General features: G+C 58.2%; 24 protein-coding genes and 3 pseudogenes. 16 read left to right on the forward strand and 11 right to left on the reverse strand.

What is annotated here, in order from left to right; all coding sequences use genetic code 11:
* Window positions 1–241: 241 nt before the first annotated feature.
* The 3 genes and pseudogenes from FHT85_RS30760 to FHT85_RS29410 form a co-directional block, all read left to right on the forward strand.
* Window positions 242–495 (forward strand): annotated as a pseudogene (locus tag FHT85_RS30760) (DDE-type integrase/transposase/recombinase); the annotation flags it as partial.
* A gap of 335 nt (window positions 496–830) precedes the next feature.
* Complete coding sequence (locus tag FHT85_RS29405; protein ID WP_112411988.1) at window positions 831–1,739, forward strand: hypothetical protein; 909 nt, start codon at window positions 831–833, stop codon at window positions 1,737–1,739.
* 215 nt (window positions 1,740–1,954) lie between these two features.
* A complete protein-coding gene (locus FHT85_RS29410; protein WP_112411987.1) occupies window positions 1,955–3,121 on the forward strand; it encodes an MFS transporter in 1,167 nt (388 codons plus the stop codon).
* Between the two features lie 677 nt (window positions 3,122–3,798).
* Here FHT85_RS29410 and FHT85_RS29415 read toward each other — a convergent pair.
* The 5 genes and pseudogenes from FHT85_RS29415 to FHT85_RS29435 all read right to left on the reverse strand — a co-directional run bounded on the left by FHT85_RS29415 (window position 3,799) and on the right by FHT85_RS29435 (window position 6,450).
* On the reverse strand, window positions 3,799–4,221 hold the full coding sequence (locus FHT85_RS29415; protein WP_112339403.1) for a type II toxin-antitoxin system VapC family toxin: 423 nt from the start codon (window positions 4,219–4,221) through the stop codon (window positions 3,799–3,801).
* Window positions 4,218–4,472 carry a type II toxin-antitoxin system Phd/YefM family antitoxin gene (locus FHT85_RS29420; RefSeq protein WP_112412013.1) on the reverse strand — a complete coding sequence of 85 codons (255 nt, stop codon included), beginning with the start codon at window positions 4,470–4,472 and terminating at the stop codon, window positions 4,218–4,220. The genes FHT85_RS29415 and FHT85_RS29420 overlap by 4 nt, the downstream gene beginning before the upstream one ends.
* A 724-nt stretch (window positions 4,473–5,196) precedes the next feature.
* A pseudogene (locus FHT85_RS29425) lies at window positions 5,197–5,425 on the reverse strand (methyl-accepting chemotaxis protein); the annotation flags it as partial.
* 255 nt (window positions 5,426–5,680) lie between these two features.
* The gene (locus FHT85_RS29430; RefSeq protein WP_112339783.1) at window positions 5,681–5,914 is read right to left on the reverse strand and encodes a hypothetical protein; all 234 of its coding nucleotides are present in this window, start codon (window positions 5,912–5,914) and stop codon (window positions 5,681–5,683) included.
* 29 nt (window positions 5,915–5,943) lie between these two features.
* Window positions 5,944–6,450 carry a hypothetical protein gene (locus FHT85_RS29435; RefSeq protein WP_246780150.1) on the reverse strand — a complete coding sequence of 169 codons (507 nt, stop codon included), beginning with the start codon at window positions 6,448–6,450 and terminating at the stop codon, window positions 5,944–5,946.
* Window positions 6,451–6,659: 209 nt separating this feature from the next.
* On the opposite strand from FHT85_RS29435, the gene FHT85_RS29440 reads away from it, so the two are divergent.
* The 3 genes from FHT85_RS29440 (at window position 6,660) to FHT85_RS29450 (ending at window position 10,485) form a co-directional block, all read left to right on the forward strand.
* The gene (locus tag FHT85_RS29440) at window positions 6,660–6,896 is read left to right on the forward strand and encodes a hypothetical protein (RefSeq protein WP_112339763.1); all 237 of its coding nucleotides are present in this window, start codon (window positions 6,660–6,662) and stop codon (window positions 6,894–6,896) included.
* Window positions 6,897–7,008: 112 nt separating this feature from the next.
* On the forward strand, window positions 7,009–7,986 hold the full coding sequence (locus FHT85_RS29445; protein ID WP_112411986.1) for a 3'-5' exonuclease: 978 nt from the start codon (window positions 7,009–7,011) through the stop codon (window positions 7,984–7,986).
* 711 nt (window positions 7,987–8,697) lie between these two features.
* Complete coding sequence (locus FHT85_RS29450) at window positions 8,698–10,485, forward strand: PAS domain-containing methyl-accepting chemotaxis protein (RefSeq protein WP_183774983.1); 1,788 nt, start codon at window positions 8,698–8,700, stop codon at window positions 10,483–10,485.
* A gap of 295 nt (window positions 10,486–10,780) precedes the next feature.
* Here the strand turns inward: FHT85_RS29450 and FHT85_RS29455 are convergent, their stop codons facing one another.
* Window positions 10,781–11,647, reverse strand: a complete 867-nt coding sequence (locus FHT85_RS29455; protein WP_112411984.1) for a helix-turn-helix domain-containing protein — start codon at window positions 11,645–11,647, stop codon at window positions 10,781–10,783.
* Window positions 11,648–11,758: 111 nt separating this feature from the next.
* On the opposite strand from FHT85_RS29455, the gene FHT85_RS29460 reads away from it, so the two are divergent.
* From FHT85_RS29460 to FHT85_RS29500, 9 genes are all read left to right on the forward strand, one after another.
* On the forward strand, window positions 11,759–13,075 hold the full coding sequence (locus FHT85_RS29460) for an alpha-glucosidase/alpha-galactosidase (RefSeq protein ID WP_183774986.1): 1,317 nt from the start codon (window positions 11,759–11,761) through the stop codon (window positions 13,073–13,075).
* Between the two features lie 187 nt (window positions 13,076–13,262).
* Entirely contained in the window at window positions 13,263–14,057 is a 795-nt protein-coding gene (locus tag FHT85_RS29465; protein WP_183774988.1) for a DeoR/GlpR family DNA-binding transcription regulator, read from the forward strand.
* Entirely contained in the window at window positions 14,054–15,052 is a 999-nt protein-coding gene (locus FHT85_RS29470; RefSeq protein ID WP_183774990.1) for an N-acetylglucosamine kinase, read from the forward strand. Before FHT85_RS29465 ends, FHT85_RS29470 begins: the two co-directional genes overlap by 4 nt.
* Complete coding sequence (locus FHT85_RS29475) at window positions 15,045–16,301, forward strand: sugar ABC transporter substrate-binding protein (RefSeq protein ID WP_183774992.1); 1,257 nt, start codon at window positions 15,045–15,047, stop codon at window positions 16,299–16,301. Before FHT85_RS29470 ends, FHT85_RS29475 begins: the two co-directional genes overlap by 8 nt.
* Window positions 16,298–17,215: a carbohydrate ABC transporter permease gene (locus FHT85_RS29480; protein WP_183774994.1), complete on the forward strand. Its 918-nt coding sequence runs from the start codon at window positions 16,298–16,300 to the stop codon at window positions 17,213–17,215. The genes FHT85_RS29475 and FHT85_RS29480 overlap by 4 nt, the downstream gene beginning before the upstream one ends.
* Window positions 17,215–18,072, forward strand: coding sequence for a carbohydrate ABC transporter permease (locus FHT85_RS29485; protein ID WP_183774996.1), 858 nt, complete (start codon window positions 17,215–17,217; stop codon window positions 18,070–18,072). The genes FHT85_RS29480 and FHT85_RS29485 overlap by 1 nt, the downstream gene beginning before the upstream one ends.
* A 12-nt stretch (window positions 18,073–18,084) precedes the next feature.
* Complete coding sequence (locus tag FHT85_RS29490; protein ID WP_183774998.1) at window positions 18,085–19,038, forward strand: SIS domain-containing protein; 954 nt, start codon at window positions 18,085–18,087, stop codon at window positions 19,036–19,038.
* A complete protein-coding gene (locus FHT85_RS29495) occupies window positions 19,035–20,333 on the forward strand; it encodes a D-tagatose-bisphosphate aldolase, class II, non-catalytic subunit (protein WP_183775001.1) in 1,299 nt (432 codons plus the stop codon). The genes FHT85_RS29490 and FHT85_RS29495 overlap by 4 nt, the downstream gene beginning before the upstream one ends.
* 83 nt (window positions 20,334–20,416) lie before the next feature.
* Window positions 20,417–21,478 carry an ABC transporter ATP-binding protein gene (locus tag FHT85_RS29500; protein WP_183775004.1) on the forward strand — a complete coding sequence of 354 codons (1,062 nt, stop codon included), beginning with the start codon at window positions 20,417–20,419 and terminating at the stop codon, window positions 21,476–21,478.
* A 332-nt stretch (window positions 21,479–21,810) separates the two neighbouring features.
* Here FHT85_RS29500 and FHT85_RS29505 read toward each other — a convergent pair whose 3' ends face one another.
* The 4 genes and pseudogenes from FHT85_RS29505 to FHT85_RS30905 all read right to left on the reverse strand — a co-directional run bounded on the left by FHT85_RS29505 (window position 21,811) and on the right by FHT85_RS30905 (window position 24,939).
* The gene (locus tag FHT85_RS29505; RefSeq protein WP_183775007.1) at window positions 21,811–22,101 is read right to left on the reverse strand and encodes a hypothetical protein; all 291 of its coding nucleotides are present in this window, start codon (window positions 22,099–22,101) and stop codon (window positions 21,811–21,813) included.
* A gap of 227 nt (window positions 22,102–22,328) precedes the next feature.
* Window positions 22,329–23,477 carry a flavin-containing monooxygenase gene (locus FHT85_RS29510; protein ID WP_112398033.1) on the reverse strand — a complete coding sequence of 383 codons (1,149 nt, stop codon included), beginning with the start codon at window positions 23,475–23,477 and terminating at the stop codon, window positions 22,329–22,331.
* 78 nt (window positions 23,478–23,555) lie between these two features.
* Window positions 23,556–24,551, reverse strand: a pseudogene (locus FHT85_RS29515) (transposase); the annotation flags it as partial.
* Between the two features lie 262 nt (window positions 24,552–24,813).
* Window positions 24,814–24,939: an MOFRL family protein gene (locus tag FHT85_RS30905; protein WP_183775009.1), complete on the reverse strand. Its 126-nt coding sequence runs from the start codon at window positions 24,937–24,939 to the stop codon at window positions 24,814–24,816.
* Between the two features lie 76 nt (window positions 24,940–25,015).
* On the opposite strand from FHT85_RS30905, the gene FHT85_RS29525 reads away from it, so the two are divergent.
* Window positions 25,016–25,315, forward strand: coding sequence for a TetR/AcrR family transcriptional regulator C-terminal domain-containing protein (locus FHT85_RS29525; RefSeq protein ID WP_246780151.1), 300 nt, complete (start codon window positions 25,016–25,018; stop codon window positions 25,313–25,315).
* 42 nt (window positions 25,316–25,357) lie between these two features.
* Here the strand turns inward: FHT85_RS29525 and FHT85_RS29530 are convergent, their stop codons facing one another.
* Window positions 25,358–26,338, reverse strand: a complete 981-nt coding sequence (locus FHT85_RS29530; RefSeq protein WP_183775012.1) for an ABC transporter ATP-binding protein — start codon at window positions 26,336–26,338, stop codon at window positions 25,358–25,360.
* Window positions 26,339–26,342 lie beyond the last annotated feature (4 nt).

Genomic DNA, 26,342 nt, shown 5'->3' on the forward strand with positions numbered 1-26,342 from the left:
GAGCCACGAGCTCGGGAACAAGATTTGGGCCGGATCCGCAGATCACCATACCGGCCAGCGGCCTCTGAAAGTGCCGCAAAGAAAGGCCTGACAGAAGACCGCACTCGATCACACCTCAAAAAAGGTCAGAAACTACTTGCGCAACGGACGGCAACCACAGAAGGGCAGTCGCAGGGGCATCGTCAGCTTAACGAAGCGTGGATGATGATGCGAGATGACGGGTCATGACAGACCGTGATCGGTCGAGGACATGCTGGCGGCGCGGGAGATCATTGTCACGCACGAGACGGCCCGGCTTTGGGCGGAGAAATTCGGACATGCCTTCGCCAACGACATCCGTCGACGCACATCCGGTCGGCTCGGCGACAAGCGGCATCTCGATGCGGCCGTCGTTTCGATCCGTAGCAGGAAGCACTGGCTCTGGCGCGCGGTGGATCAGGACGGTTCGTCCTTGACGTTCTGGTGCAAAGCCGCCGCGACACCAAGGCGGTCAAGCTCCGTCCCGGCGGATCCGCTGATAGTCGCCAGCGCGTCGAATAGCAGTGGGTGTGCAGCGATCACTTCCGCGTTGCCGAACATGGGCCGCCTTATGCTTACGCCTTTTTCTTGATCTACGATCTGCTGGCGATGGTCTCAATGTCCCGTAAAGTCAGCGACAAATGCCTAGCCCATCGACCAATCCTGGAACAAAATCTCTTGAGCGCGGTTGCAATCCTGTAAGTTCATCCTTGGAGGATTTCAAAATGGGTCGAGGTATTCTGCTCTGGCTTCTCGGCATTCCGCTGCCGATCGTAATTCTTCTCGTTCTCTTCACGCGGTAGGAGGGTTCCATGTCCTCTATCGAAGACGCTCCCGCTGGAGCCGCTCCTATCGAATCCTCTAAACCCGCGATCGTCTGGGGGCCAATCATCGGCGGCGCCCTTGCGGCGACCGGCACTGCCCTTATTCTTCTGCTGCTCGGGTCAGGTGTCGGCCTGACGATGGTATCTCCCTGGTCCGGCCAAAGCAGCTCGGCGGCCACCATTGGCATCACCGCCGCCATCTGGCTGGTGGTCGTTCAATGGCTGTCGTCGGCCATCGGCGGCTATCTGACCGGCCGGCTGCGCACCAAATGGGTCGAAGTCCACTCTGATGAGGTCTTTTTTCGCGACACTACGCATGGCTTTCTGAGTTGGGCGCTGGCGACCGTATTCGTAGCGGGATTTCTCGCCTCTTCCTTGACCGCTCTGACAGGGACAACGATCAATGCTACAGCGCAGGTGGCGCAGGGAGCCACGAGTACCGCCGCCTCCTCGGGCTTGGCAGGCAATCAGGACTCCACAGCTTATTTCACCGATGCGCTGCTCAGGCCCGCAAGGACGGCGGACCGCGTGCAGTCTGACGATCGAGCGGCGGCGGCAAGGGAGATCACTGCCATTCTCTTGCAAGGCGCAGCTACGGGACAGATTTCGGACGCAGACAAGTCGTATGTTGCGACCGTCGTTTCCGCGCGTACCGGTCTTTCCGAACCTGATGCCCGCAACCGCGTCGATTTGGTTCTCAAGCAGATCGACGACGCAAAGACTGCAGCGAAAGAGGCGGCTGACAAAGCCAGAAAGACGGCGGCGACAACCGCCCTGATAGGCTCGCTGTCGCTGCTGGTCGGCGCATTTATCGCTTCCGCAGCCGCGGCCCTCGGTGGTCGTCAGCGGGATGACGAGGAAGACTTTGTGGTTGGAGCAACTCGGACGCATCGATGATCGATGCGTCCGGTGCCTGTCGAGACGAAGAGCTCGCCTTTCATCCAACAGAGCCCTTTCACGCATGAAAGACATATCAAGGCGTGAGCGTCCGAGGCGGCGGCGCTCATGTACCTAATCCCCTATCGAAACGTCATCTGGCAGGATTCGGTGGCTTACATCCGAAAGCGTTCGAGGCCAGGCGTGATATCCGCTTTCACGTGGGAGAATAGGAGATGCGAGCAACCCTGCCGAGCCTGTGCGCCGCTTTCATGGCAAGCATGTATTTTCGCAGTTATTTCGGAATCGTCGGCCCCCAGCTATCTCAAGAGCTCAAGCTCGATCCAGCAGAGTTCGGCGATCTTGCCTCGGCCTTTTTTGCGTCTTTCTCTCTCCTGCAGATCCCCGTCGGGCTGGCATTCGACCGTTGGGGCGTTCGCTGGCCAATGTGCTTGATGATGACCGCGGGAGCGGTCGGCTCAGCGATGGTTGCAAGTTCAACGACCTTCTGGTGGTCGGTGCTCGGTCAGGGTCTGATCGGTGTCGGGTGTGCGCCGATCTTTATGGGAGTGCTCTATTTCCTCGGCGCGTCGGAGCCGTCGGAACGCGCTGGGCGCCTTGCCACGATCGTGAGTTCCATAGGGTCGGTAGGAGCGCTTCTTTCAGCGTCGCCTTTGTCGTGGTTCGCTGAATGGTTCGGATGGAGGTCGGCATGCTGGGCGGCAGCTCTATTGATGTTCGTCAGCGCGCTCGCGATTGGTTTTGTTCTACGTGCCAAGGCACGGGCTGAACTGGCAAACGAGAAAGACGGTGGGCGATGGAAGCCGGCGTCTCTGCTCTACCTTCTGCCGATTTGTCTTACCCTTTCGCTGGGCGGTACATTTCGCAACGCTTGGGCCAGCCCCTATCTCACCGAACTATTCGGAACCGGTACAAACGTAGGGGCGGTGCTCACCGCAATCAGCGTGTTCGGGATAACGACGTCTTTCGCACTGCCCGCTGTCCTTACGAGAATTACCGGCCGCACAGTCGTGATCGCAGCTCTAATTGCCGGAGTTACATGCGGGCTCATTCTGAGCGCCTCTCCAGGCTACGGGCTCGCAACCGCCTGCGCGGGATTGGCAATCCTCTACGCCATCGGAAACATTCATCCGATCGTGATGACAGAGGCTCAGGCATTTTTGCCTTCAGGTTTGCGCGGCGTCGGTCTGGGCGCGCTCAACACTCTCGTCTTTCTGGGAGTGTCAGCTTCCTCCTCTGTCTTCGGCGCCATTGCGAATGCCGGGCTGCCGTCGGAGAGTATCTATCGGTTGATATTCGCCCTTACAGCTTTGATGCTTGGGTTCGCATTAGCGGTTTATGTTACATTCGGCCGCGCCTCATTCCCGCTCCAAGAGCCTTGAAACCTAGCGAGTTGCACCATGGGAAACGCGGGTTACCCGAGCATAGGAAAGAGCTTATGTGTCGCTTGGCGCTTAATTGGGTTCTTCCTCACTTGTATGGTGCCGTGGCCGCATTCGAGCCTTCAGCAGCTCAGGACCTGCTCTGCCGTACATTGCGCGTTTGAGGGTCTTGGGCCGGTTGGGTGATGTTACGTTATTTGCTTGAAGCTGGAGGAAGCGCTTTCCTTTGAGCTCGGCAGCCACACGGCATAGACAATGATCTGCGAGGAAAACGATGGTTCTTGTAGCTAACGGCGGACGACTTCATGGCGCCGGCTTAGCCTCCAGCCGTTAAACCGCCAATAACGTGCCATTACCTCGGCAACATCTCAGCGCTTGATACTGCCGTCGCCGCATTCAACTCGACGGAGCGACGGACCGGCAAGACGACCATCCGCACTCGAGGATGAGAGACTATCTGCATAGATATTGAGCTGCTAATTTTCTGCAACGATCCCAACCTGAAACCTCACGGCCGGAGCAGCAACCAGCCGGATACTTCCGGATGCATGGAGTTGCGACGGTTTACTCCTGAGCGGATATGAACCTTTGACCCGGACGATGCGGGCAACATGGCTGTGGCAGCCCCACGACCTCCCCGAAAAGACCTCGGGTCGCGAGTACCCGCCCGCCAAATGTCATTCGCACCATGGATCGACGACAATCGCCCCGGTATCCTCGAAGTCTTGAACATTCCGCGTGACCACCGTTAAACCGTGAACCAGCGCGGTCGCCGCTATCAAGGCATCGGCCTCGTTACGGCGATCTGGAATATGTAAGTGGGCACAACGAGTTGCTATCGCGTCATCGATTGACAGAACTCGCTCCGCAAACTCAGGGCGGACACGACTGTCCATCCATGCCCGCAGGCGGGAACCTTGGGAAGCGTCTCGACGCTGAATGCTTAAAATCCCGCGTTCGAGTTCCAGAATCGTAATTGCGGAAATGAATAGGTCGCTGGAATCTTGAGCACCGACCCACTTCGTAACATTCGGATCAGCTTTACCGTCTCCGACTTTACGCAGCTCGGAGATGACGTTTGTATCCAGCAGATACTTCAAGACAAATCCACTCCGCGAGTTGTAATTTCGGTTCGGGGCGGGTCGAACTCGATGGCTGATAAGCCAGGCATTGAAAGAGCATCGACAAGATTGCGGCGCTTGCCGGTCAGGCGCTCGAACTCGCTGTAGGTCATCAATACGTGGGAGGGCTTCCCACGATCTGTGATAACGACAGGTCCTTTATTGGCGGCCTTCTTTGCCCTACTCACGTCGTGGTTCAACTCCCGGCTAGATAAATTGGTAATGCTCACAGCACCCTCCATGTAGGAACGTGCCTACATATAAGCTATAGTTTGCTGCGAGGCAATGCCCGCCTTGAATAGATTCGAACTGACGACCCTCAACCCCTGGGAAGTCTCACCTGCCTGCGATTATTGAGAATGTCCCTATCGCTTGTCGGCGGTTCCAATCCATACCTTCCATGGCGGTATCAGAAATAGTTTTTGATCTATGATTTGAACTTGAGACCGATTGTGCTGGCGCGCGATAGCCCGGGCACGATCTGAGCCCGACCGCGGCCCACCGGAGGCGCCCCAATGATCTTCGGAGTGCTGCGCCGCTCCCCGTTCGAGGGCCCAGACGCCATGGCCGGAATCAAGGCATCAACGACGTTCGCAGATTGCAGTCGTGGTTCTAGCTTCAGGCGACTTAAAGCACGCGCAATCTCGCGCGTGCCCTCGCAGGAGCGCATCGATGACGCAACTCAAGGACTTTGTAATCGAGGCTCATGGCGGCCTCGATCGCTGGCGGCAATTCAACCAGGTCTCCGCCGATCTCATCCAGGGCGGTGCCCTGTGGCCATTGAAGGGGCACCCCGACACGCTCAACCATCTCGTCCTGCGCCGCAAAGGCCGAGAACGGAACAAAGCGGTCGTAGCCCAGCGCAGTACAGAAGGCGCGAACCTCGCCCTCAATCGCGGCAAGGCTTCCATTCCCTCGACGACGAGGGCACTGGGAGCTTTCCGGTGTTCGAACCTCGTTAGCCAAACTGTAGTTTGCAGCCATAGCCTCTTCGACCGTAGCCGCGTTCTTCTGCGTATCCTGGTCCAATTGATTGACGGCTGTGTTGATCTGCCGAAGCCCGGAAGACTGCTCTTGAGCTGATTCCACGATTGCGCAGACCTGACGCTTGATTTCCTGTACCTCCGCCACGATGGTCTCGAGACCGTCCGGTATCGCCGACGAGCTGCATGCTCTGCTGGAGCAACTCTGAGCCATAGAACATCGACCCTAGCGTGTGGTGGAAGCACCGATGAGGAAAGGGCGATATCGAGAGGGGTGCGTCCGACGGCAATATAAGGGGGCAACCGTCGGACGCTGCACTGTCCGACCCGAGGGTGGCATTCACGCCGGCAATTAGAATATTAGCATCTACCATTGATTTAGTTGAGCTACCCGTTTGGGTTGGTGCTACCGGCGTTCCGGTGCGTTCGCGTCAATCGTGCTGCCGCTCCTTCGATCAAGGCTTTCCGCCCGATGCGGCGCGGATTTCTATTTCGAGTCGAATGAGCGGCATGTCATGCTGCTCGATGAAGCGAGGAACCTGCCAGTACGGCGGCTGGAACTGCGCGTAGGATGGGCGGATGCCTGTGCCGGAGGATACTGTGGTCGTTAGGTCGGCGTAGGCGGCCAGCCCTTTTTGATTGGCTCCCAGCTTCGCGAAGACAAAGCCCGCGCGAAGCGGGCTCAGCATTGCATTTGACGAACTTTCAAGGGTCTGGCTTATTCACCTGCTTTGGTCTTGACCCTTCTCGGGCCGGTCTTGGCCCGCGGGGCTCTGGCGGGAGACTTCACTGATGCGGACTTGGCTGCCCTGGATTGCGCCTTTGCCGCATTCAGCACCGCAGCACGACGAGCGCGGTTTTCCTCGAGCGCTTTCTGAAAACCCAAATCCTCTTCAGCATGCTGGGCGAGATCATCGAGAAACTCGGCCACTTCCTTTGCCGTTTCCACGACGACGTAGCTCAGCCCCTGCCCTGCGCTGACCGCATCGCGGCCAATGCTCACACCAAAACCGCCGGGAACGCGCTGGAACCAGGTCGAACGCCATTTCTTGAAGCCGGTAGGATCGCGCTCATAAGCCTCTAGATACTCCTTCTGCTCCGCGACCCTCAGCCGAAACGTTTCGACGACGCTGCGTGCGCCAGCCTTCGGTTTATCCGCCTTCCGGGCAGACCGTTTCTCGATAAAATCCGTCAATACCATACGCTCCATGGTTTTGAGTTGCATTGTCGAAAGACCCTGCATCTCCCAACAGGCTGACCCTAATCGATCAGGTTTGGCAATAACAGGTCAATGATTTGCATCCGCGTTGTTGATTTTCGTGGCTTGGCTCGTCTGCCGGATGATCGTGGCAGGGTTATTCTCCAAAGTTCCCTTGCCCGGTTGTTCGTATGGGACTTCCGCCATATCTTCTCCGCGACGGAATGTCTGTCGTCATGAAGAAGGAGTTGCACATGCCAGGAAAAGGATGGTTGATCGGTTTTGCAGATCAGTCGAAGCGGCAGTGTCGCGAACAACTCCGGCAAAACATCGCCACGGCGGTGGAGGAACTCCTAGATGACGGATGGGAGCCCGAGCGCATAGCAGACGCTCTGATGGAACTCGCGGATGATTATATGGACATCGTGATCGGTGACACAGCAGTCCACGCGCCATCCAGGCGAAGCCACTGATGGTCGCCACGACGTCGAATAGCAGTGGGTATGGCCTACCCGGCTGTGCTAAATGCTTCTCATCGGGCAACCGACGTTTTAGATTTGAGGGATCGTTTTCGTCGGATAGGCCATGACGTCTCAGCTGGACATGTTTTTGGAGAATGCGCAGTCCGTTCGCAGAACGTCGGCGCCAAGCCTGCGCGCTCGGCAGGTCGGATCGGCGCCCGACGAAGCCGAGATGGTGCGGATCCTGCAAGCGACCGGACGCTACCAGATCCTGAAAAAACTCGAGCAGCGTCCGATCGCCGCCATTCCAAGACCTGGTTATCCCCTTCGAGGCGTCGTCCTCGATACCGAAACGACCGGTCTCGACGCAAGAAAGGATGAGATCATTGAAATCGGCCTGATCGGCTTCACCTTCAATGAAGAGGGCGAAATCGGTGATGTCACTGATGTCTACGGCGGGCTGCGGCAGCCGAGCATTCCGATCCCGGCCGAGGTCACCCGCCTGACCGGCATCACAGACGCCATGGTCCTCAACCAGTTGATAGACATGCCGGCGGTTCATGGCCTCATCGCGCCCGCCGATCTCGTCATTGCCCACAATGCCGGCTTCGATCGGCCCTTTTGCGAGGCCTTCTCCTCGATCTTTTCCCGCAAGGCCTGGGCTTGTTCCAATTCCGAGATCGATTGGAGCGCCAGGGGATATGAGGGAACCAAGCTTGGTTATCTCATCAACCAGAGTGGCCATTTCCATGTCGGGCACCGCGCCGTCGACGATTGCTTTGCATTACTGGAGGTGCTGGCCCTCTCGCAGGGCAATAATGATCGGACGCCCTTTGCCGAGCTCTACCAGGCAAGCCAGCGCTCACGCGTGCGCATCTTTGCCGAGAACTCCCCGTTCGACTTGAAGGATCGGCTGAAAGAGCGAGGGTATCGCTGGTCTGATGGAAGCGACGGCCGGCCGAAATCGTGGTGGATCGAAATTGACGAAGAGGCCATGGAAGACGAGCTCCGCTTCCTGCGGGCCGAGATATACCGCTGGGAGGATGCCGATCCGCCGGTCCAGCGTTTGACCGCGTTCGAGCGGTTCAGGGGGCGAAGATAGCCGCGGCCGCGCGTGACTATGACGACTACTCCCGAGCCTGCCAGTTCGACTTTCAAACTACAGCCGAAAACAACGACCGTCGGCAGAACGCTTCAATCTCACGCTCAAAGCGCTCGAAAGCGTCGCAGACCCACGGTTCGTAAGGCTCAACGCCGTCATTGCGATACAGGCTACGCAATCTGAGCATCCTCAAGAGCCGCAAGTCTATAAATCGCATCGCCTTCTACCGAAACTGAGCTTCCACCTCCATAACACCAGCACCTCGGAGGCTGTCCATCCGTTAAAAACGCAAAAACTAAAGAACCCGGCAGGTGTTGCAAAATTGACGGCCGGAGATTGCAGCTCACTTGCCGCGTCAAACAGCTCTATGCGATCCCTATTTCGTAGTGCGAGCCACCGCATGGACCATGCATCTCGATTTCGGCTCGACCGTCCGCGACTGAAATAACCGCTCTCTTTTCGGCCGTGGCATGGCGCCGCCGACAAAACCTTCTCCGCCAGGCGATACAGCCAGTATATTTTGTTTGTAGCGCGTAGAGCCACGCCCCCACAATCAACGAGGGTGCTTTCACGACAGGGTTGAGTAAAGTTCAAGGATCCATTATAATATTAGCAGATATAGATTATAGTTAATCACATTTTAATCAGCGCGCTGTAATATTTTACTGAAATTTAACTTCGGATACTCCGAAACAATACAGGGATGATCGAATGGTTATTTTTGATCGTGGTCCAGATGCCATTGCTGTTCTTACCGCATTGTCAAAATCGCAGGCCATGATCGAATTCGATCTTGCCGGTAGGATCCTCACTGCCAACGAACGCTTTTGTCGAGCACTCGGCTATGAACTGGCGGAGATCGTCGGGAAGCATCATAGCATGTTCGTCGAACCAGCTTATGCGGGGTCTCCGGAATACAAGGCTTTTTGGTCGAAGCTTGCGGCCGGCACTTTCGACCAGCAACAATATAAGCGCATCGGTAAGGGCGGTAGAGAGGTCTGGATCGAAGCCTCCTATAATCCGGTCTTTCGCCGGGGAAAGCCGGTCAAGGTCGTCAAGATTGCTACCGATATTACGGCGAGTAAGCTGAAGACGGCCGAGGACTCCGGCAAGATCGAGGCCCTATCGCGCGCGCAGGCCGTGATAGAATTCACTCCCACCGGCGAGGTCCTGACGGCAAACAAAAACTTCCTGTCTGCGCTCGGCTATTCGCTCGCGGAAATTCAAGGCAAGCATCATTCAATGTTTTGCGAGCCGTCCTACACGGCATCGAGCACCTATAAAGACTTCTGGAAGAAGCTCGCCGCCGGTGATCTGGTTGCGGACGAATTCATGCGGCTCGGGAAAGGTGGTCGAAAGGTCTACATTCAGGCGTCGTACAACCCCATTTTCGATCTAAACGGCAAGGTTTTCAAAGTCGTCAAGTTCGCCACCGACGTGACCAGCCGTGTCGAAAATGTCAATCAACTCGCCGGGTGTTTGACAAATCTCGCCGAGGGAGATTTGTCGCAGGAAATCGAGAAGGCTTTCATTCCCTCGCTTGAGCGGTTGCGAACCGATTTCAACAGTGCTTCCGACAAGCTGAAGCAAGCGATGGCAACCGTCGCGGAAAACGCCCATGTGATTGCCTCTGGATCGAATGAGGTGCGGGTTGCCGCAGATGATCTTGCCAAGCGGACTGAGCAGCAGGCAGCCTCGATTGAGGAGACCGCTGCCGCCCTCGAGGAGATCACCACGACCGTGAAGAATTCCAGCCAAAGGGCCGAAGAAGCAGGAAGACTTGTTGCGCGAGCAAGAGCCCATGCCGAGCATTCAGGAGGCGTCGTACGCAACGCCATTGGTGCCATGGATCAGATCGAGGCCTCTTCGCGCGAGATCTCCAGCATCATCGGCGTTATCGATGAGATTGCCTTTCAGACGAACCTTTTAGCGCTGAATGCGGGAGTCGAAGCGGCGAGGGCCGGAGATGCCGGCAAGGGTTTCGCCGTTGTCGCGCAAGAGGTCCGCGAACTCGCCCAACGATCGGCAAAGGCGGCAAAAGAGATCAAGACCTTGATCACCGCGTCTGGCGCCCAGGTCGCCAATGGTGTCGCGCTGGTTACCAATGCCGGCGGGGCTCTGCAGGAAATCGCCACCCAAGTCCAGGAGATCGACACCAACGTCGTGGCGATCGTCGAGGCGGCAAGAGAACAGTCGACCGCTCTCGGCGAGATCAACCAGGCAGTCGATACCGTCGATCAAAGCACACAGAAAAATGCGGCCATGGTAGAGGAGCAGACGGCGGCCAGCCATAGCCTCGCACGCGAGGCTGCCGCATTGTTCCAGCTGCTCGGGCAATTCAAATATGGCGAGGGGGCGCGAACAGCCCAACCGGCCAAGCCACTCAATCCCCCGGCCCATCCTCCCCTTCAAGCTGCTGGCCGACGTATGCGGCCGCAGGCCCAGACGCAGGGCTCCGCTGCATTGGCCGTTAGCGACGCTAGCTGGGAAGAGTTTTGATCGCCACCAGGAACGTCATACCTGGTTAAAAGCGGCTGGCCTTACAATCGAGCACAATCGCGGTCCTACATAGTAGCTGCCGAAATAAAGAATTTACGCCGCGTGGCGGGGGTAAACATGGAAGCGGAGATGTTCTGCACCGAGCTTTTCCACTGCAAGCCCGATGATCGTCTCATGGAGATTTTGATCCAATGGCGCAATATAGCGGGAGTCAATATCCCGGACAGCGGCAGCCAATATTCGTCAACACCGAAGGATCACATTAAGGATACCGCCCCTGGGAGTGATCATGGCTTTAAGAAGTCTTGTTACTGATCAATTTACGAAAGACCAGAGGCGTGTCGCCTGTTCGATCCTTGAACAGCTTGTAGAATCGACTGCTGGAGCCAAAACCGCAATCAAAAGCGATCTTCAATACTGGATCGTCGGTGTCAGCAAGCAACTTCATCGCTCGGGCTATCCGATATCGAATTAAATATTCATTGGGGGACATCCCAAGGACTTTCTGAAACGCCTTGTTGGCGGTGGTTGGGTGCACCCCTGCGAGCTTGGCCAATTGTGGAACTGTGAGCGGCTCGTCGAAATGTTTGTTGATGAGATCAGTGAGGGCCTCGGTGTGACGAACGGCGGTCGCGGAATTCGCCATCTTAGAATGACGTAACGCGCTTTCGTTTTCCCCGTCATTGTCAAGAAAAAGGCGGCGTACCCTTAACTTGACCTCGTCGAAGACCAGTTCGCGCCGCGCGGCATCACCGATGGTCCATTCGTCTAGCCAGCGCTGGAAAACAGCACCATCGATGGGGTTTTGGCGGGGCTCATATAAGATCTGCCCCTGCATGATGCGACCGCGTGCGCCGCGGTCGATCGGCAAACCGAGAAAATCGACGAGGGGAAGATAGATGCAGATGAGCGGAGCATTGGGGCTAACTGCAATCGTCCTGTGCGGAATGGCGGCCCAGAACAGCACCAGTCGTCCCGCTTCCACCAGATTCTGCCTGCCGTTGAAAATATAGGTCATCTGGCCTTCCATGAGGAAGTTCAGCTCGACATGGTCGTGCCAATGCGCGGCGCTCATGGCATCGGCGATATGCCGCTCGATCAGAAAGCCGCCGGCGGATGTGATGAGAGCTTCACGCTCGACGGAATTGCTGGGTTTCGGCATGGGGTCTGTCCGGGTGGCGCGAATCCGGGAATAGTTTCATTGATAGCAGGAGGAAATTCCCAATTGAAAGAGGCATTGAGGTTCAAAGCCATTCCATGCGGAGACCCCTTCATGCCAAAGATCTGCCTGATCGGTGCCGGCAGCACCGTCTTTGCCCAGAATATTCTGGGCGACGTCCTTTCCAGTCGGAGCGGCGGCGATTACGCCATCAGCCTCTTCGACATCGATCCGGAGCGACTGAAAACATCCGAAATCGTTGCCCGCAGGCTCTGCGAGGCGCTTCATCTCGACACGGTGCGCGTCGAGGCGACGCTCGATCGCCGGCAAGCGCTGAAAGGTTCGGATTTCGTCATCCTGATGATGCAGGTCGGCGGCTACAAACCGGCCACGGTGACGGATTTCGAGATCCCAAAACGGCATGGCCTCCGGCAGACCATCGCCGATACGCTCGGGATCGGCGGCGTCTTCCGTGGGCTTCGCACCATTCCCGTTCTCGAAGAAATCTGCCGTGATATGCAAGAGGTATGCCCCAATGCTCTGCTGATGCAATACGTCAACCCGATGGCGATCAATTGCTGGGCGATCAAGGAGATTGCGCCCGACATCCGCACCGTTGGGCTTTGCCACAGCGTGCAGCATACGGCGGCCCATCTTGCCGATTGCCTTTGCGAAGACGTCGCCGATATCAACCATCTCTCGGCCGGCATCAACCATGTCGCCTTCTTTCTCAAATATGAAAAACTGCACCCCGATGGCAGTCGCGAGGATCTCTATCCTCGCCTCCATGCCCTGGCCGAGGAAGGACAGGTCCCATTGGACGATCGGGTGCGTTTTGACGTTTTGAAACGGCTCGGCTACTTCGTCACGGAATCGAGCGAGCATTTCTCGGAATATACATCCTGGTACATCAAGGAAGGCCGTAGCGATCTGATCGAGCGCCTCAACATTCCCTTGGACGAATATATCCGCCGTTGCGAGGTCCAGATCGCCGAGTGGCATGAACTGCGTCGCGACCTTGAAGGCGGTAAGCCGATCGGCGTCTGCCGGAGCAATGAATATGCGGCCAGCATCATTCATGCGGCAGTCACCGGCCAGCCCGCGCTGATCTACGGAAATGTCCCCAACAACGGGCTGATCCAGAATCTGCCGAACGAATGCATCGTCGAAGTTCCATGCCATGTCGATCACAACGGCATCCAGCCGATCCGCATCGGGCGGATACCCTCGCAGCTCGCAGCCGTCATGCGCTTAAGCGTTTCCGTGCAGGAGCTGACGGTCGAGGCGGCACTGACGAAGAAACGGGATTGCATCTATCAGGCGGCCCTGCTCGATCCGCACACCTCGGCGGAGCTATCGCCCGATCAAATATGGGCGCTTGTTGACGATATGATCGAGCAACACGGCAGTCTTTTGCCTGCCTACCACTAGCCCCACCATGTCTTGAGCGACGGTAATTCACGAGCGCGGTCTCTTCGAGAGAGGAGGCCGCGCGTTTGCTTTTTTGGTTCGATGCGGATTACGGACAGATCAAAAAAGATCAGAAATATGATTGACATTGATCTTATTGGGTGGAAATCTGAGCGAAATAGAAATGATTACGAGAGAGGAACGTTCGTTGAGTCAGGCCGGGGGAGTGAAAGTCGATCGTCTCGACGCTATTCGCAGCCATCTATATGCGAACGGGTTTTCGACCATCCAGGCGCTCGCGGACGCCATCGGCGCCTCCCTGGCGACGGTGCGCCGGGACCTGCAGGTTCTCGAACGAGAAGGCGCCATTGACCGCGTGCATGGCGGCGCTCGCATCGCCGAGGGCTCATCGGTGGAGCTTGCCTTTCAGGAGCGGGCCAAGCGGCATCTGTCGGCCAAACGCGCGATCGCAACGGCAGCCTACGATTTGCTGACTCCGCGCACGGCGATCTTTCTCGATGCCGGAACCACGGTGCTGCAGCTTGCCCGCCTCATCCGCCTGAACCCAATGCCGCTTCGCATCTTCACCAATGGCCTGACGGTAGCGCAGGAATTCCTCAACATCCCCAATCTGGAAGTCGTGTTGCTCGGCGGGCAGCTTCGCAGCGAAAATGCTTCGCTTGTCGGGCCGCAGGCCGAAGCGATGCTCGAGAGCATCTGGTTTGATCAGCTCTTCCTCGGCGCAAGCGCCATCAGCCCGGACGGCGCGATCTATAGCGTCGACAGCGCCGAAGCGAGCCTTAACAAATGCATGCTGAGCCGCTCGGCGCACCGCTTCGTGCTCGCCGATTCCTCGAAGTTCGGCACGATGGCGACCTACAAGGTCGCCCCCTTGAGGGCTGCCAGGGTGATTACCGATGCGGCTCTTTCCGCGCATTGGCGCAGCGAACTTGTCAATCTCGGCGTTGAAACGACGATCGCGGATCTCGGAGCACCGGAATGAGCGACGACCTGATCCTCGGCATCGATGGCGGCGGCAGCAAGGTGCTGGCGGCACTCGCCGACCGAGCCGGCAACGTGCTGCTTATGTCGCGCAACGGCGGGGTCAATCCGATGGACAATCCAAACTGGCGGCGCGAACTGGATCTTGCCCTGCGCCCCTTCCTGGAGCGGCAACCGCCGGCGGCCGTCGCCGCCGCGCTGCCGGCCTATGGCGAAGTGGCACGCCTGTCGGAACAGCAGCGCGAGGCGATCGACGCCAGCTTCCCCAAGGCGAAGCGGCATATTCTCAACGATGTCGATGCGGCTCATCTCGGCGCATTCGCCGGAAAGCCTGGTATTCTGATCCTATCCGGCACGGGTTCGATGGCTTGGGCACGCAACAGCGCTGGCGCATCGGCGCGCGTCGGCGGATGGGGCGACGTCATCGGCGACGAGGGCAGCAGCTATTGGATCGGGCGGGCGGCTCTCAGCCTCGTCAGCCAGAGCCTCGACGGGCGGGCGGGCCCGACCGGGTTGGCGAAGGCCATGTTCGAATTCCTCAACCTCGACAGCATCGATCCGGTCAATGCGCTGGGAGGATGGGTGAGCGAACTCGAAAACCCTCGCGCCGAGATCGCTGCCCTATCGATTCTCGTCGATCGCGTTGCGCGCTCCGGTGACGGAGCAGCGAAACAATTGATCGAACAGGCCGCATCGGAACTGGCAAAGCATGTCGAAGCCATAGCGCCGCATTGCGATCAGGCCGCCGACTGGACCCATGCGGGCGGAACATTTGCAAGCCGCGCCCTGCTTGCCGCACTCGAGCGGCGCATCGGCCGCCCGGCCATAAGCCCGAAGCTTCCTCCCATCGGCGGCGCCCTTCTGGCGGCTGCCCACCTTCTCGACTGGCCGGTGGATGACGGCTGGATCACGCAAATCGCCGCGACGGCAAAGACCGCAGCGGTGCATTCCAGTGAAGCAGACCTCAATAATAAGGAAAGAAGGGAACATGCGTAAATTTACTTTGCCATTCGTCGCTCTCGCGGCGCTCGTTGCCGCCGGTCCGGCTCTCGCCCAGGATGCGAAACCGCTTGCAGGACAATCGATCACGGTGCTGATGCCTTCGCCGCAGGCACCGAACATTCCCGGCGACTTCGAAGCCGAGACCGGCATTCACGTCAATATGCAGACACTCTCGTGGGACGATATCCGCCCAAAGCTCGTCACCTCGCTGATCGCAGGCACAGCACCGGCCGATGTCACCGAGTTCGATTGGTCATGGACGGGCCAGTTCAGCGCCGCGGACTGGTATCTGCCGCTCAACGAGGTGATTGACGCCGATACGGTCAAGGATATCGGAGTCTCCAAGATCTTCACGGTCAACGGCAATCTGCTCGGCGTGCCCTATACCAACGACTTCCGCGTCATGCTGATCAACAAGAAGCATTTCGCCGACGCGGGCATCACGACGATACCGAAGACACTCGACGAGCTTGTCGCTGCCGCCAAGCAGATCAGGGAAAAGAAGATCGCGACCTATCCGATCGGCCTGCCGCTCTCGGCCACCGAAGGCGCATCGACCAGCTGGTATCTGCTGACGAAAGCCTTTGGCGGCGAACTGTTCGACAAGGATTTCAAGCCGCTCTTCGTCTCGAAGGATTCGGCCGGTTACAAGGCGCTGGCCTTTGAACTGATGCTGCTGAGGGAAGGTCTCGTCGACCCCGCCTCCACGGGCCTCAAGGACAGCCAGATCAATGAGAGCATGTTTGCCCAGGGTGTCACCAGCATCATGATCTCCGGTGAGCCGGGCAGGATCGGTCAGATGAACGATCCCAAGCAGTCGAAAGTGGCCGGTCAGATCGAGGCGATCCTGGTGCCGACAGAAAGCGGCGAGACCCGCAGCTTCGGCCTTCCCGAAGCACTCGCCATCCCCCGCGTTTCCCAGAATAGGGAAGCCGCCATCGCCTTCGTCAAATGGTTCACGAGCAAGGACTTCCAGAAGAAGAATGCGGCCAATGGCGCGTTGCCGACCCGCACATCGGCATTGTCTGAACTCAATGCCGCCGGCCAGCTGCTGAGCGGTGACACGCTCGTCGCGCAGTCGAAGACCGTCGAGCCGCTGTTCCCGCAGGGTACGCCCCCCTGGTATCCGGAATTCTCAAGCGCGGTCAATACGGCCATCAATAGTGCGGCGAAGGGCCAGGTCACCGTCGATCAGGCCATGCAGAACATCGCCGAAGCGGCAAAGCAGGCATCGGCGCAATGACAATCGCAATCTCTGCCGGTGGCAGGAGCAGGCGTGGTGTCGGCGTCAAGGCCGACACCATGCTGGGTATCCTGCTTGTTTCGCCGATACTGATCACGATGGCGGCCCTTGTCTTCTACCCGATCGCAAGAACGGTGTGGGATAGCCTCCACAGGGTCAATCCGATGCAGGCGGGAACGCCCTTTGTCGGGCTGGAAAACTACACCCGCATGCTCTCCGACGGGCCATTGGGCACGACCTGGGTCAATACGTTTATCTACGTTGTACTCGCAGTCGTGGCCGAGACGGTGTTCGGCGTGCTTGCCGCCGCCCTCATTAATCAGGTCAAGGTCGGCCGGCAATGGCTGCTCGCAGCTGTCGTCCTGCCCTGGGCGCTGCCCGGTGTCGTCAATGCGGTGATCTGGCTCTGGATCTACCAACCGGGTGCGGGATTGCTGAACGGCGTTCTCTCGGCCATCGGGTTGCCATTCGAAAACCACGTCTGGTTCAACGATCGCACCAGCGCCATCATCGCAGTCACGGTTGTTCACGTCTGGCGAATGATGCCCCTGACCGTCGTCATCGTGTTGGCCGCCATGCAGAGCATTCCCGCTCATCTCTATGAGGCCGCGCGCATCGATGGTGCAACGCGCGCACAGATGTTTACCCTTGTTACGCTTCCGCTGGTGCGCAGCGCCATTGCCGTTGCCATGACCAACGCGACCGTCAACGCATTCAACCTCTTCGACGAGGCCTGGGTCTTGGCGGGTTCCAGCCTCGAGACGCGACCGGTTCTCGTCCAGATCTATCTCGAGACCTTCCAGAACCTGCGCTTCTCCTATGGCATGGCCCTATCTCTCGTGATCACGTTGGTCTCGCTGCTGGTCTCGCTCGTCTATGTCCTGCGCGTCTATCGCAACACCCGGTTTGACTGATGAAACAGAGCCTTTCCCATCGTTTGCTGATCTGGGCCGGTGTCGCGGTTCTCCTGATCTGGTCGCTCGGACCGATCTACTGGACGCTCGCAAGCTCCGTCACGCCGACCGAGGACTTCTCGGCTAGACCGATCCATTTCTTTCCGCGGCATTTCACGCTGGATCATTTCTCGCGTCTCTTCGGCATCGATATTGCCAGGATCGGCGGGGTCCAGGTCTGGTCGCAGTTCCGCGCAGCGCTGATCAACAGCATCGTCACGTCGGTGGCCGCAACGCTTCTTTGCGTGGCGATATCGGCACTCGGCGCCTATGCCTTTACTCGGATCCAGTTTCCCGGCCGGGGTTTTCTGTTTGCCGCCATCGTCGCGACGCTCGCAATCCCCGGCTATGCGGTGCTCATTCCGCTTTACCGGATCATGATCAGCCTGCATCTGGTCGATACCTATGTCGGCGTGGCGCTGATCTACGTCTCGGCTTACCTCCCCCTGTCCCTGTGGCTGTTGCGAAGCGTCTTCGAGGCATTGCCGATCGCGCTTGAGGAGGCGGCGCAGCTCGATGGCGCCGGCAGGCTCTACATCTTCTTCAACATCGTCCTGCCGCTCGCAGGTCCTGGCCTGACGGCGGCGGCGATCCTGACCTTTCTTGGCGCATGGGGACAGTATCTCGTCCCACTCATCTTCTCGCCGCAGGCGACGAAGCCGTTGACGGTGCTGATCCCGGAATTCGTCACCAAGAACTTCATCGACTATGGGCTGATCACGGCAAGCGGATCGATTGCCATCATCATTCCCGCCCTGGTCGTCATCTTTCTCAATCGATACCTCGTCAGCGGTCTGCTGGCCGGATCGGTCAAGTAAATCGGAGCTAGCATGAATACGACGGAAAAGGTGATCTTCGAACAATTCCCTTATTGGGAAAAGGCGATCGGACCGGTCTCCGCCCCACATGATACCGAACTGACGGTTTTTCTGGGCTGCGGCACATCCTACAATCTCGCCTTGTCGCTTGCGGCTCACGCCAATCTTGCCGGCTATCCGGCGATTGCCGTACCGGGTGCGGAATGGCTGAACCGGCCGGCCGCCTTCTGGCCGCGCTGGCAGAAGGTCCATCTGGTGACCCTTTCGCGCAGCGGCGAGACGACGGAAACCGTCGCTGCCGCCAAGACTAGCCGCAAAGCCGGCGTTTTCGTTACCGCCATCACGGTCGAGCCCGAAAGCTCGCTCGCTAGGAATTGCGACCGGCTGATCGAAGCGGCGACCCACGGCGATGAAGGGATCGTCATGACGGTCTCGGCGAGCCTCATGCTGCTTCTGGGCATGCAGATGGTCGGCGTGGAGATCCCGCCATCGATTGTCCAGTCCGCACGCCGTCTGGCCGATCAGCTCGATGCGGCTCTTCCGAAGATCATCGAAGGTCGGTCGCATTTCGTTTTCCTCGGCGGCGGGCCGCTCTACGGCATCTCCCTGGAAGGTGCCTTGAAGCTGATGGAAATGAGCCAGATCATCACCCAGGGCTTCCATCCGCTGGAATACCGCCATGGGCCGATCAGCCTCGTTGATGAAAATACAGCGGTCGTCATGCTCTACAGCGCCGATCAGAAGGTTGCGGAAGCGCTGCTGGTCGAAGAGCTGCGGCAAAAAGGTGCGACCGTCATCGGCTTTGGCGGTCCGGGCGATCTGGAGCTGCCCGTCGATTGCGATCCGACACTTGCGGGCCTCTGCGTGCTGCCGGCCCTGCAGATCCTCGGCGAACGGGCAGCGCAGTCGAAGGGTGTCGATACGGTATCGCCCCGCCATCTGACCAAGGTCGTGATGCTCGGATGAATGACTCTGTCGAACACAATCGCAGCATTGCGCTGAAGAAGCTTCTCGGCGATCGCGTCAAGACAATGCCGCGCGGGATCACATCGGTCTGCTCGGCGCATCCGCTCGTTATCGAGGCGGCACTGAGGCGTGCGGCCGTAGATGAGGCGGTCGCATTGATCGAAGCGACCTGCAATCAGGTCAATCAGGATGGTGGCTATACCGGAATGACGCCACGCGACTTCCGCCGCTTCGTCGAAGACATGGCCGCCGCAATCGGCTTTCCTGTGGATCGTATCATCCTTGGCGGCGACCATCTTGGGCCGAACCCGTGGAGGAGGCTGCCCGCTAAGGAAGCGATGGCGAAGGCCGAGGCGATGATTGCCGCCTATGTCGAGGCGGGTTTCGAAAAGATCCACCTCGATACTTCGATGGGCTGCGCGGACGAGCCGGTGGCCCTGGCCGACGAGCTGACGGCGCAGCGCGCCGCGCAGCTTGCCCGCGTGGCCGAACAGATCGCTCTTCGCTCCGGCCGCCGGCCACCCGTCTATATTATCGGAACCGAGGTCCCGCCGCCGGGCGGCGCCACCCATGCCCTCGACGAGCTCGAGGTGACGCGACCAGAGGCGGCGATAAACACGCTGGCAGTGCATCGTGCCGCCTTTACCGAGGCGGGTGTCGAAGGCGCTCTGGAGCGGGTGATCGCCATCGTCGTCCAGCCCGGCGTCGAGTTCGGCAATACCAATGTCGTCCTCTACAGACCGGACCGCGCGAATGCCTTGATTGGCGCTCTGGATCAAATGCCCGGCCTGCTCTTCGAGGCTCATTCCACGGATTATCAACCTGCGGATGCGCTTGCCGCCCTCGTGGACGGCGGCTTCGCCATCCTCAAGGTCGGGCCAGGCCTGACCTTTGCTTTGCGCGAGGCGCTCTATGGCCTCGATACCATCGCGTCGGTTCTCGCCGGAAGGGTTCCACCCGATGCGATCCATGCGACCATGGAGGCCGTCATGCTCGAAAGTCCGGGTCACTGGAATTCCCATTATGGCGGCTCGGCTGAGGAACAGCGCTTGCAACGCCATTTCAGCTATAGCGACCGCATCCGCTATTATTGGCCGAACGAGAAGGCCGCCGCGGCAGTCGAGGCTCTGCTTGCGCGCTTCGAGGGCGATATTCCGGAAACGCTCATTAGCCAGTATCTCGGCCGGGTCTATCCGGCAGTGGTCGCGAAGAAGGTTCTGCCTCAAGCGCGCGATCTCTGCATTGCGACGATCGACGCGGCCTTGGAACCCTATTCTGCAGCCACGATCGCATAGGTCGCCGTGCCACCCTGCCCGACCCCTTGTGGTCGGCAAGGGTGTTGGCGATCAGACGCACGCTTTTCTAATTGGAGATCATAATGGCATCGGTCAGCGTGACGAGTGTCCGCAAGAGCTACGGTCACTTCGAAGTTCTGCATGGAGTGGATATCGATATCGAGGACGGCGAATTCGTTATTCTCGTCGGCCCTTCGGGCTGCGGAAAATCGACACTTCTTCGCATGATTGCCGGTCTTGAGGAGATCAGCGGCGGTGACGTCGTGATCGGCGGCCGGGTGGTCAACGATGTCGAACCCAAGAGCCGCGACATCGCCATGGTGTTCCAATCCTACGCGCTCTATCCGCATATGACGGTCGAGGCGAATATGGGCTTTTCGCTTCGGCTGGCCAAGGCGCCGAAGGAAGAGATCCGACAGCGTGTGCGCGATGCGGCGCAAATTCTTGGTCTCGAAAACCTCCTCGACCGCTATCCGCGCAATCTGTCCGGTGGCCAGCGCCAGCGCGTCGCCATGGGCCGTGCGATCGTACGTCAGCCGCAGGTATTTCTCTTTGACGAACCACTGTCCAATCTGGACGCCAAACTGCGCGTGCAGATGCGCTCGGAAATCAAGCAACTGCATCAGCGCCTGCGTACGACCACGATCTACGTCACCCATGACCAGATCGAAGCCATGACAATGGCGGACCGGATCGTCGTCATGCGTGACGGCTATGTCGAGCAGATCGGCTCGCCGCTCGAACTATATGACCGGCCCGCCAACCTCTTCGTCGCTGGCTTTATCGGTTCCCCGGGCATGAATCTCATCCGCGGCAAGATCAGTAGTGCCGGCCCGCTGGAATTCGTCGCCGATGGTGGAGCGCGCCTTCCTTTGCCCGAAGGACTCCACGTCTCGCGAGGAGCCGAGATCATTTATGGTATTCGGCCGGAGAACATTTCGATCGGGGAGGACGGCATCGATGCCCACGTGGTCGTCGTGGAGCCGACCGGAGCAGAGACGCTGATCGTCGCAGGCGTGGGGTCAGATCAACTGGTGTTGGCATTGCGCGAGCGCGTGGTATCGGGAGCCGGTGACATCATTTCCGTGAAGCCCGATATCGACAAACTTCACCTTTTCGATGGCACGACAGGCCAACGACTATGAGAATGTTTAGCTTTGGTAAGAACATGGGATAATTCGGGTTGCAGACCGCCCCTCCCCGCAGCATCCCACTCTGGGTGCAGGAACTGCTCGGTCGCCTTTGGAATGCAGCGCCCGCAAAGGGAGATATCGCCATATGTGCGACGTCGATCGTTTCAAAGCCCTGAATGATTGCCTCCGCCATAACGGAGGCAATCGCTGCATCGTAAAAAGTGGCTGATTTCAGTCGTAGCAACTTGATAGAAAACCACGATCAGGGGCACGCTAACAAGGCGAAGGCATGGTCGTCTTCGGGATGAGCAACGTTCGTAGGTTTGTGAACTCCATTGTCATCGCTATTCGCAACGCCTCATGGTTTTGGTCACCTGATCGCCGTTTTCATCCGTGCGGGTGACGCTCCGTGTCATGCATCGACCGCGGTCATTATAGCGATCGTAACGGTCGCGATCGCGAACCGTTCCGACGGCGATGCCGCGATCACTTAGCGCAACATAGGGGTGGTGATGACGATGGTGACGATAGCCTTGATCATAGGAAGGCCCGTCGACGATGACCTCTTCAGCGGCCGCAGGCAAAGCAGCACCGATGGTGATGGCGGCGGCGCAGGCAATAATGATCTTTCGCATTTGCGTATCCTCCTTAATCTCACTCATGATCAACTGCCAAGGTGGAATATTGTTCCAGCCTGTCGATCTGAGGCAGAGTACTGCGCAAGGGCTCGTTCATAACCGCACAGTTGCCGTCATCATCTCCCGGAAGCGATCAAGGCATCATCGCCGTGCATTTAGACTGAGTTTTGGATCGTCCTGCTCGAGACCGCGGAACGGTGCCCACCTATACGGCTTTCTCCGCTTCAACTCCGTCGAGATAAAACAGCTTGCGCGCCTGCCGCCGCGATCGAGTTTGCGATTTGCGACGCCTCGATGCCAATCTGGCGAAGCAGGCCTGTCGTCGCCGGGTTAAAGCCGCAAAAGTACAGACCGTCATTTCCCGGTTGAAGCTCGCCCCGTGCCGGCTTCCCCGCATTCGATAACCGTTGTGTCAAGTCAGGCAGAAGCGTCTCCAGAGACGGCTTAAAGCCTGTCGCCAGCACAATCGCATCGAATTCCGCAGACCGATCATCGGCGAAGAACACGCTCGCACCGTCCGACATTTCGATGCCAGGGTATACCTTGATCCGACCATCCCTGATCTTCGCGATGGTACCGATGTCGATCAAGGGAGTCCTGCCTTGCTCTATCATCCTGGCCAAAGGGCCTTGCCGGCAACGCTTGAGACCCAGCTCCTCGATATCGCGATAGCGTAGATGCAGAAAAGGCGCGTTAAATGCGTCGATCATTCTGTAAGGAAATCGCTGTTGAACGATGGCGATCGTCGCGCTTGGCACACCAAATATCTCCCTCGGAACGATATTGACCGGACCGCGCACCGACATGGCGACATCAAGACCCGCTTCGGCACATTCCAGCGCGATCTCTCCTGCGGAGTTTCCGAAGCCGACTATCAGGAGTCGACCTGCGCCGAGGGCGGAAGCGTTACGGTATACGGAAGAGTGAATGATGGTTCCTGGAAAACTATCCTGACCGGTCCAATGCGGTCCGACAGGTATCCTCGAGAGACCGGTCGCGATTACAACAGCTCCCGCCTGGAACACATCGCCGTCGGTGGTCTCGACAATCCAGTCCGTCTCTTTGGCTACGCACGCGACAGTCTTGTCGGTGAGAATTCGAAGGCTGTTTTCCAGCGCATAGCTTTCGAGGTACTCGATGACCTGCAATCGCGACGGATATTTTGGAAAACGGGCGGGCATCGGCCTTCCCGGAAGCGCTGAGTGGCTTTTATCAGTATGGAGGTGAAGACGGTCGTAGTGTCTCCGCCACGATGCGCCGAGCCTGTTTGTCGCTTCAAGGATAATGGAACGGCGACCTCTTGCACGGAGCGCCGCGGCGCATGCCAATCCGGCCGGGCCTGCGCCGATGATGACTGTCTCCTTGTCACCCATGTTGCGATTCCTCAAGCAAGCTTTTGCCGTCAGCGCTTGAGGTTACATCATCACGACGTTCCGCGCATGCTCATGCGTGTTGATTTCTCCCAGGTACGAGCCAAAACGCCGTCGCCGTGGTCTGGCGGCGGCCAGGCGCTCCTGTTTCATCAATCGCTGCACCACCTTTTCCGAGATTGTCACACTCTGCCTCGCCAGAGACGCCTGCAGTCTACGATAGCCGTAGCAGTGATGGTTGCTTTCGAAGATTTCCGCCAGGTTGCGACGGATGGTGACATACTTGTCTTCCAGGTTCGCTCGGGCGCGGTGGTAGAAGTAGGAGCTTCGCGCAATTCCCAACTGCACAAGCAGCTCTGGCATCGATAGATATCTTTGAGGGCGTCAACCAGCTGTGTCTTCTCCCGATTACTCAGGGTCTGCAGATCGACGCCCAGGCCCTTTTTTTAGGAGTTCATTGGCCTTCTTCAGCAGATATGCTCGAGCTGCAATTGGCGGACATCGCGTTGGAGGGCCTCAAGCTGTCGCTCAAGTTCCTCGCGCTCAGGTGCCGGCGCAGAGGTTTTTGCGGCGTTTCATCGATGAGGCAGCCTCATGACCGAGTAACTCATTCCTCCAACTGTACAATGTTGGCCGGCATACGCCCAGCCGGTCGGCAACTTCCTGGGCACTCTCTTCTCCATTGCAAAGATCAAGGACCGCGGCCTGCTTCAAGGCCTCGGGATAAGCCGGACGCCAGGATCGACCGACCATCGAAGTCCTCGCCTCCGGAAACACCTCTCGAACCCATGCCGTCAGAGTCCCCCGACCTAGATAGCCCAACGCTCTCATCGTTGAAGAGATACAGCGATCGTGAGTGCGGTAGTGCTCAAGCGCAGCCTGCTTCTGGGCCTCGGAAAACTTCGGCCCGCGAGCCACAGAACGAACGCGCAGATCTCGATGCTGCTCGTATTCGCGGTACCAGTTCCTCAGCGCATTCTTAGTCGGATAACCCAATTGGCGGATCGTCGCCTTAACCCGCTTGCCGAGCTTGAGATACAGCTCGACTGCGCGAAGTCTGTCTGCGTAGGAATACATGAACTACCTCCTGGTGGTCCAAGTTTTCGTCCGCATCCCCTCAACAATCTCGCTGTGACATGCGGCCTTACGACCCTTGAAATCGATCAGATCGAGTGCGGCATCGAGACTGACGAACTCAAAGTTCGTCGGATCAGCACAGCTCTCAATGTCGACTGGATGAACTTCGTCTGACTCCTTGTTCGCAAATCGCTCTGCGAGGCCTCATTTCAACAATGCGGCCTTCTTGCGACCTCACTGCCTGGCGGCTCCCGGCGCTTTATCAGCAGACTAGGATCGCCTTAAAGTCGTTGGCGTTCGTCTTTGTGGGGCCCGTGACGACTGAATCTCCTAAATTTTGAAAGAAGCCGTGAGCGTCGTTTCGGCTAAGCGCTTCAAATGGGTTCATTCACAAAACCCAAGCACGTTCAATCGTATTAGGAATCGCTTACGGCAGGCTTACGCTTTCCCATGAAACAATCATCATGACGCGGCTTGTCCTCGGCGAATCCGAACGTTTTCCAGAGATTGCAACGGCGTTTTATATACGGGCCATTCAAAAGACCAGCAAGACAATGCAAGATTGGCTGCAGACACGTATCGCCTCACAAGAGATCGAGGTTCAGGATGTGCATGCCGCGACCGGAATGCTCCGGGGAATGATGGTGATGGAACCTCAGCGCGCTGTCATGCTTGGCCAGGTAGAAGACATAGCCGATGGCGAGATCGTCGCGCGCGCGCAAGCCTGCGCACAGCTTTTCCTGGAAGGCACGAGGGCGCGATAACGAAACAGGGTGTCCTTCAGCGCTAGTTAGCCCCGCGATCACTCACACGTAGCTGTGCTCCTTGCGTGCGACGGGTGAAGCGAACAACATTTCACCGACGGAGATCGGGCGATCACCATCGGTACGCACCACCAGCGACGGCAGTCCCGAAACATCGAGGTGAAGAATGGTGTCGGCGCCGAGCCGTTCGATATGCTTCACCACGCCCTGCCATTTACCCTGCATGGTGGAGAGTACGATATGCTCGGGACGGATACCATAAGTTCTGCATCCCTCGCGTTCGGCAATTTCACCTTCGAAGAGGTTCATCTTGGGTGAGCCTATAAAGCCGGCGACGAATGGCGTTGCCGGATGGTTGTAAAGCGTCATCGGCGCACCGATCTGCTCGATCCTCCCGCCGTTCAGCACAACGATCTTGTCCGCCATGGTCATGGCCTCGACCTGGTCATGGGTCACATAGATCATCGTCGCGCCGAGCTTGGCATGCAATTCCGTAAGCTCGAAGCGCATCTGCGAACGCAAGGAAGCGTCGAGATTGGAAAGCGGCTCGTCGAACAGAAACACTTTCGGATTACGGATGATTGCCCGGCCGATGGCGACGCGTTGCCTTTGACCGCCGGAGAGTGCCTTGGGCTTGCGGTCGAGCAGATGCGAGAGTTGTAGAATATCGGCCGTCTGCTTCACCTTTTCCTCGATCTCAGCCTTCGGGCGCCTGGCAAGCGAGAGACCAAAGCCGATATTCTCGCGTACCGTCAGGTGCGGATAAAGCGCATAGGACTGGAACACCATTGCGATACCGCGCGCGGATGGCTCTACTCCGGTGACGTCCTTTCCATCGATGAAGATCTGACCGGCGCTCGATGTCTCAAGCCCCGAAATCATCCGCAGGAGCGTCGATTTTCCGCAGCCCGAGGGGCCAACGAACACGCAGAATTCGCCCGCCTCCACCGTAAGATCCACGCTCTTCATCACCTCCAGGCTACCAAAACTCTTTCCGATATTGCTGAGAACGACGCTAGACATGCGC

Origin of the sequence: Rhizobium sp. BK312 (assembly GCF_014193605.1) — a bacterium.
Taxonomy (GTDB): Bacteria; Pseudomonadota; Alphaproteobacteria; order Rhizobiales; family Rhizobiaceae; genus Rhizobium.

Coding starts and splice junctions, on each gene's coding strand:
- FHT85_RS29475 (WP_183774992.1), top strand. CDS start 15,045: ATGCGTAAATTTACTTTGCCATTCGTCGCTCTCGCGGCGCTCGTTGCC.
- FHT85_RS29530 (WP_183775012.1), bottom strand. CDS start 26,338: ATGTCTAGCGTCGTTCTCAGCAATATCGGAAAGAGTTTTGGTAGCCTG.
- FHT85_RS29435 (WP_246780150.1), bottom strand. CDS start 6,450: ATGCAACTCAAAACCATGGAGCGTATGGTATTGACGGATTTTATCGAG.
- FHT85_RS29405 (WP_112411988.1), top strand. CDS start 831: ATGTCCTCTATCGAAGACGCTCCCGCTGGAGCCGCTCCTATCGAATCC.
- FHT85_RS30905 (WP_183775009.1), bottom strand. CDS start 24,939: ATGAACCCATTTGAAGCGCTTAGCCGAAACGACGCTCACGGCTTCTTT.
- FHT85_RS29485 (WP_183774996.1), top strand. CDS start 17,215: ATGAAACAGAGCCTTTCCCATCGTTTGCTGATCTGGGCCGGTGTCGCG.
- FHT85_RS29470 (WP_183774990.1), top strand. CDS start 14,054: ATGAGCGACGACCTGATCCTCGGCATCGATGGCGGCGGCAGCAAGGTG.
- FHT85_RS29455 (WP_112411984.1), bottom strand. CDS start 11,647: ATGCCGAAACCCAGCAATTCCGTCGAGCGTGAAGCTCTCATCACATCC.
- FHT85_RS29410 (WP_112411987.1), top strand. CDS start 1,955: ATGCGAGCAACCCTGCCGAGCCTGTGCGCCGCTTTCATGGCAAGCATG.
- FHT85_RS29490 (WP_183774998.1), top strand. CDS start 18,085: ATGAATACGACGGAAAAGGTGATCTTCGAACAATTCCCTTATTGGGAA.
- FHT85_RS29505 (WP_183775007.1), bottom strand. CDS start 22,101: ATGCGAAAGATCATTATTGCCTGCGCCGCCGCCATCACCATCGGTGCT.
- FHT85_RS29440 (WP_112339763.1), top strand. CDS start 6,660: ATGAAGAAGGAGTTGCACATGCCAGGAAAAGGATGGTTGATCGGTTTT.
- FHT85_RS29460 (WP_183774986.1), top strand. CDS start 11,759: ATGCCAAAGATCTGCCTGATCGGTGCCGGCAGCACCGTCTTTGCCCAG.
- FHT85_RS29430 (WP_112339783.1), bottom strand. CDS start 5,914: ATGCTGAGCCCGCTTCGCGCGGGCTTTGTCTTCGCGAAGCTGGGAGCC.
- FHT85_RS29480 (WP_183774994.1), top strand. CDS start 16,298: ATGACAATCGCAATCTCTGCCGGTGGCAGGAGCAGGCGTGGTGTCGGC.
- FHT85_RS29495 (WP_183775001.1), top strand. CDS start 19,035: ATGAATGACTCTGTCGAACACAATCGCAGCATTGCGCTGAAGAAGCTT.
- FHT85_RS29500 (WP_183775004.1), top strand. CDS start 20,417: ATGGCATCGGTCAGCGTGACGAGTGTCCGCAAGAGCTACGGTCACTTC.
- FHT85_RS29510 (WP_112398033.1), bottom strand. CDS start 23,477: ATGGGTGACAAGGAGACAGTCATCATCGGCGCAGGCCCGGCCGGATTG.
- FHT85_RS29445 (WP_112411986.1), top strand. CDS start 7,009: ATGACGTCTCAGCTGGACATGTTTTTGGAGAATGCGCAGTCCGTTCGC.
- FHT85_RS29525 (WP_246780151.1), top strand. CDS start 25,016: ATGACGCGGCTTGTCCTCGGCGAATCCGAACGTTTTCCAGAGATTGCA.
- FHT85_RS29450 (WP_183774983.1), top strand. CDS start 8,698: ATGGTTATTTTTGATCGTGGTCCAGATGCCATTGCTGTTCTTACCGCA.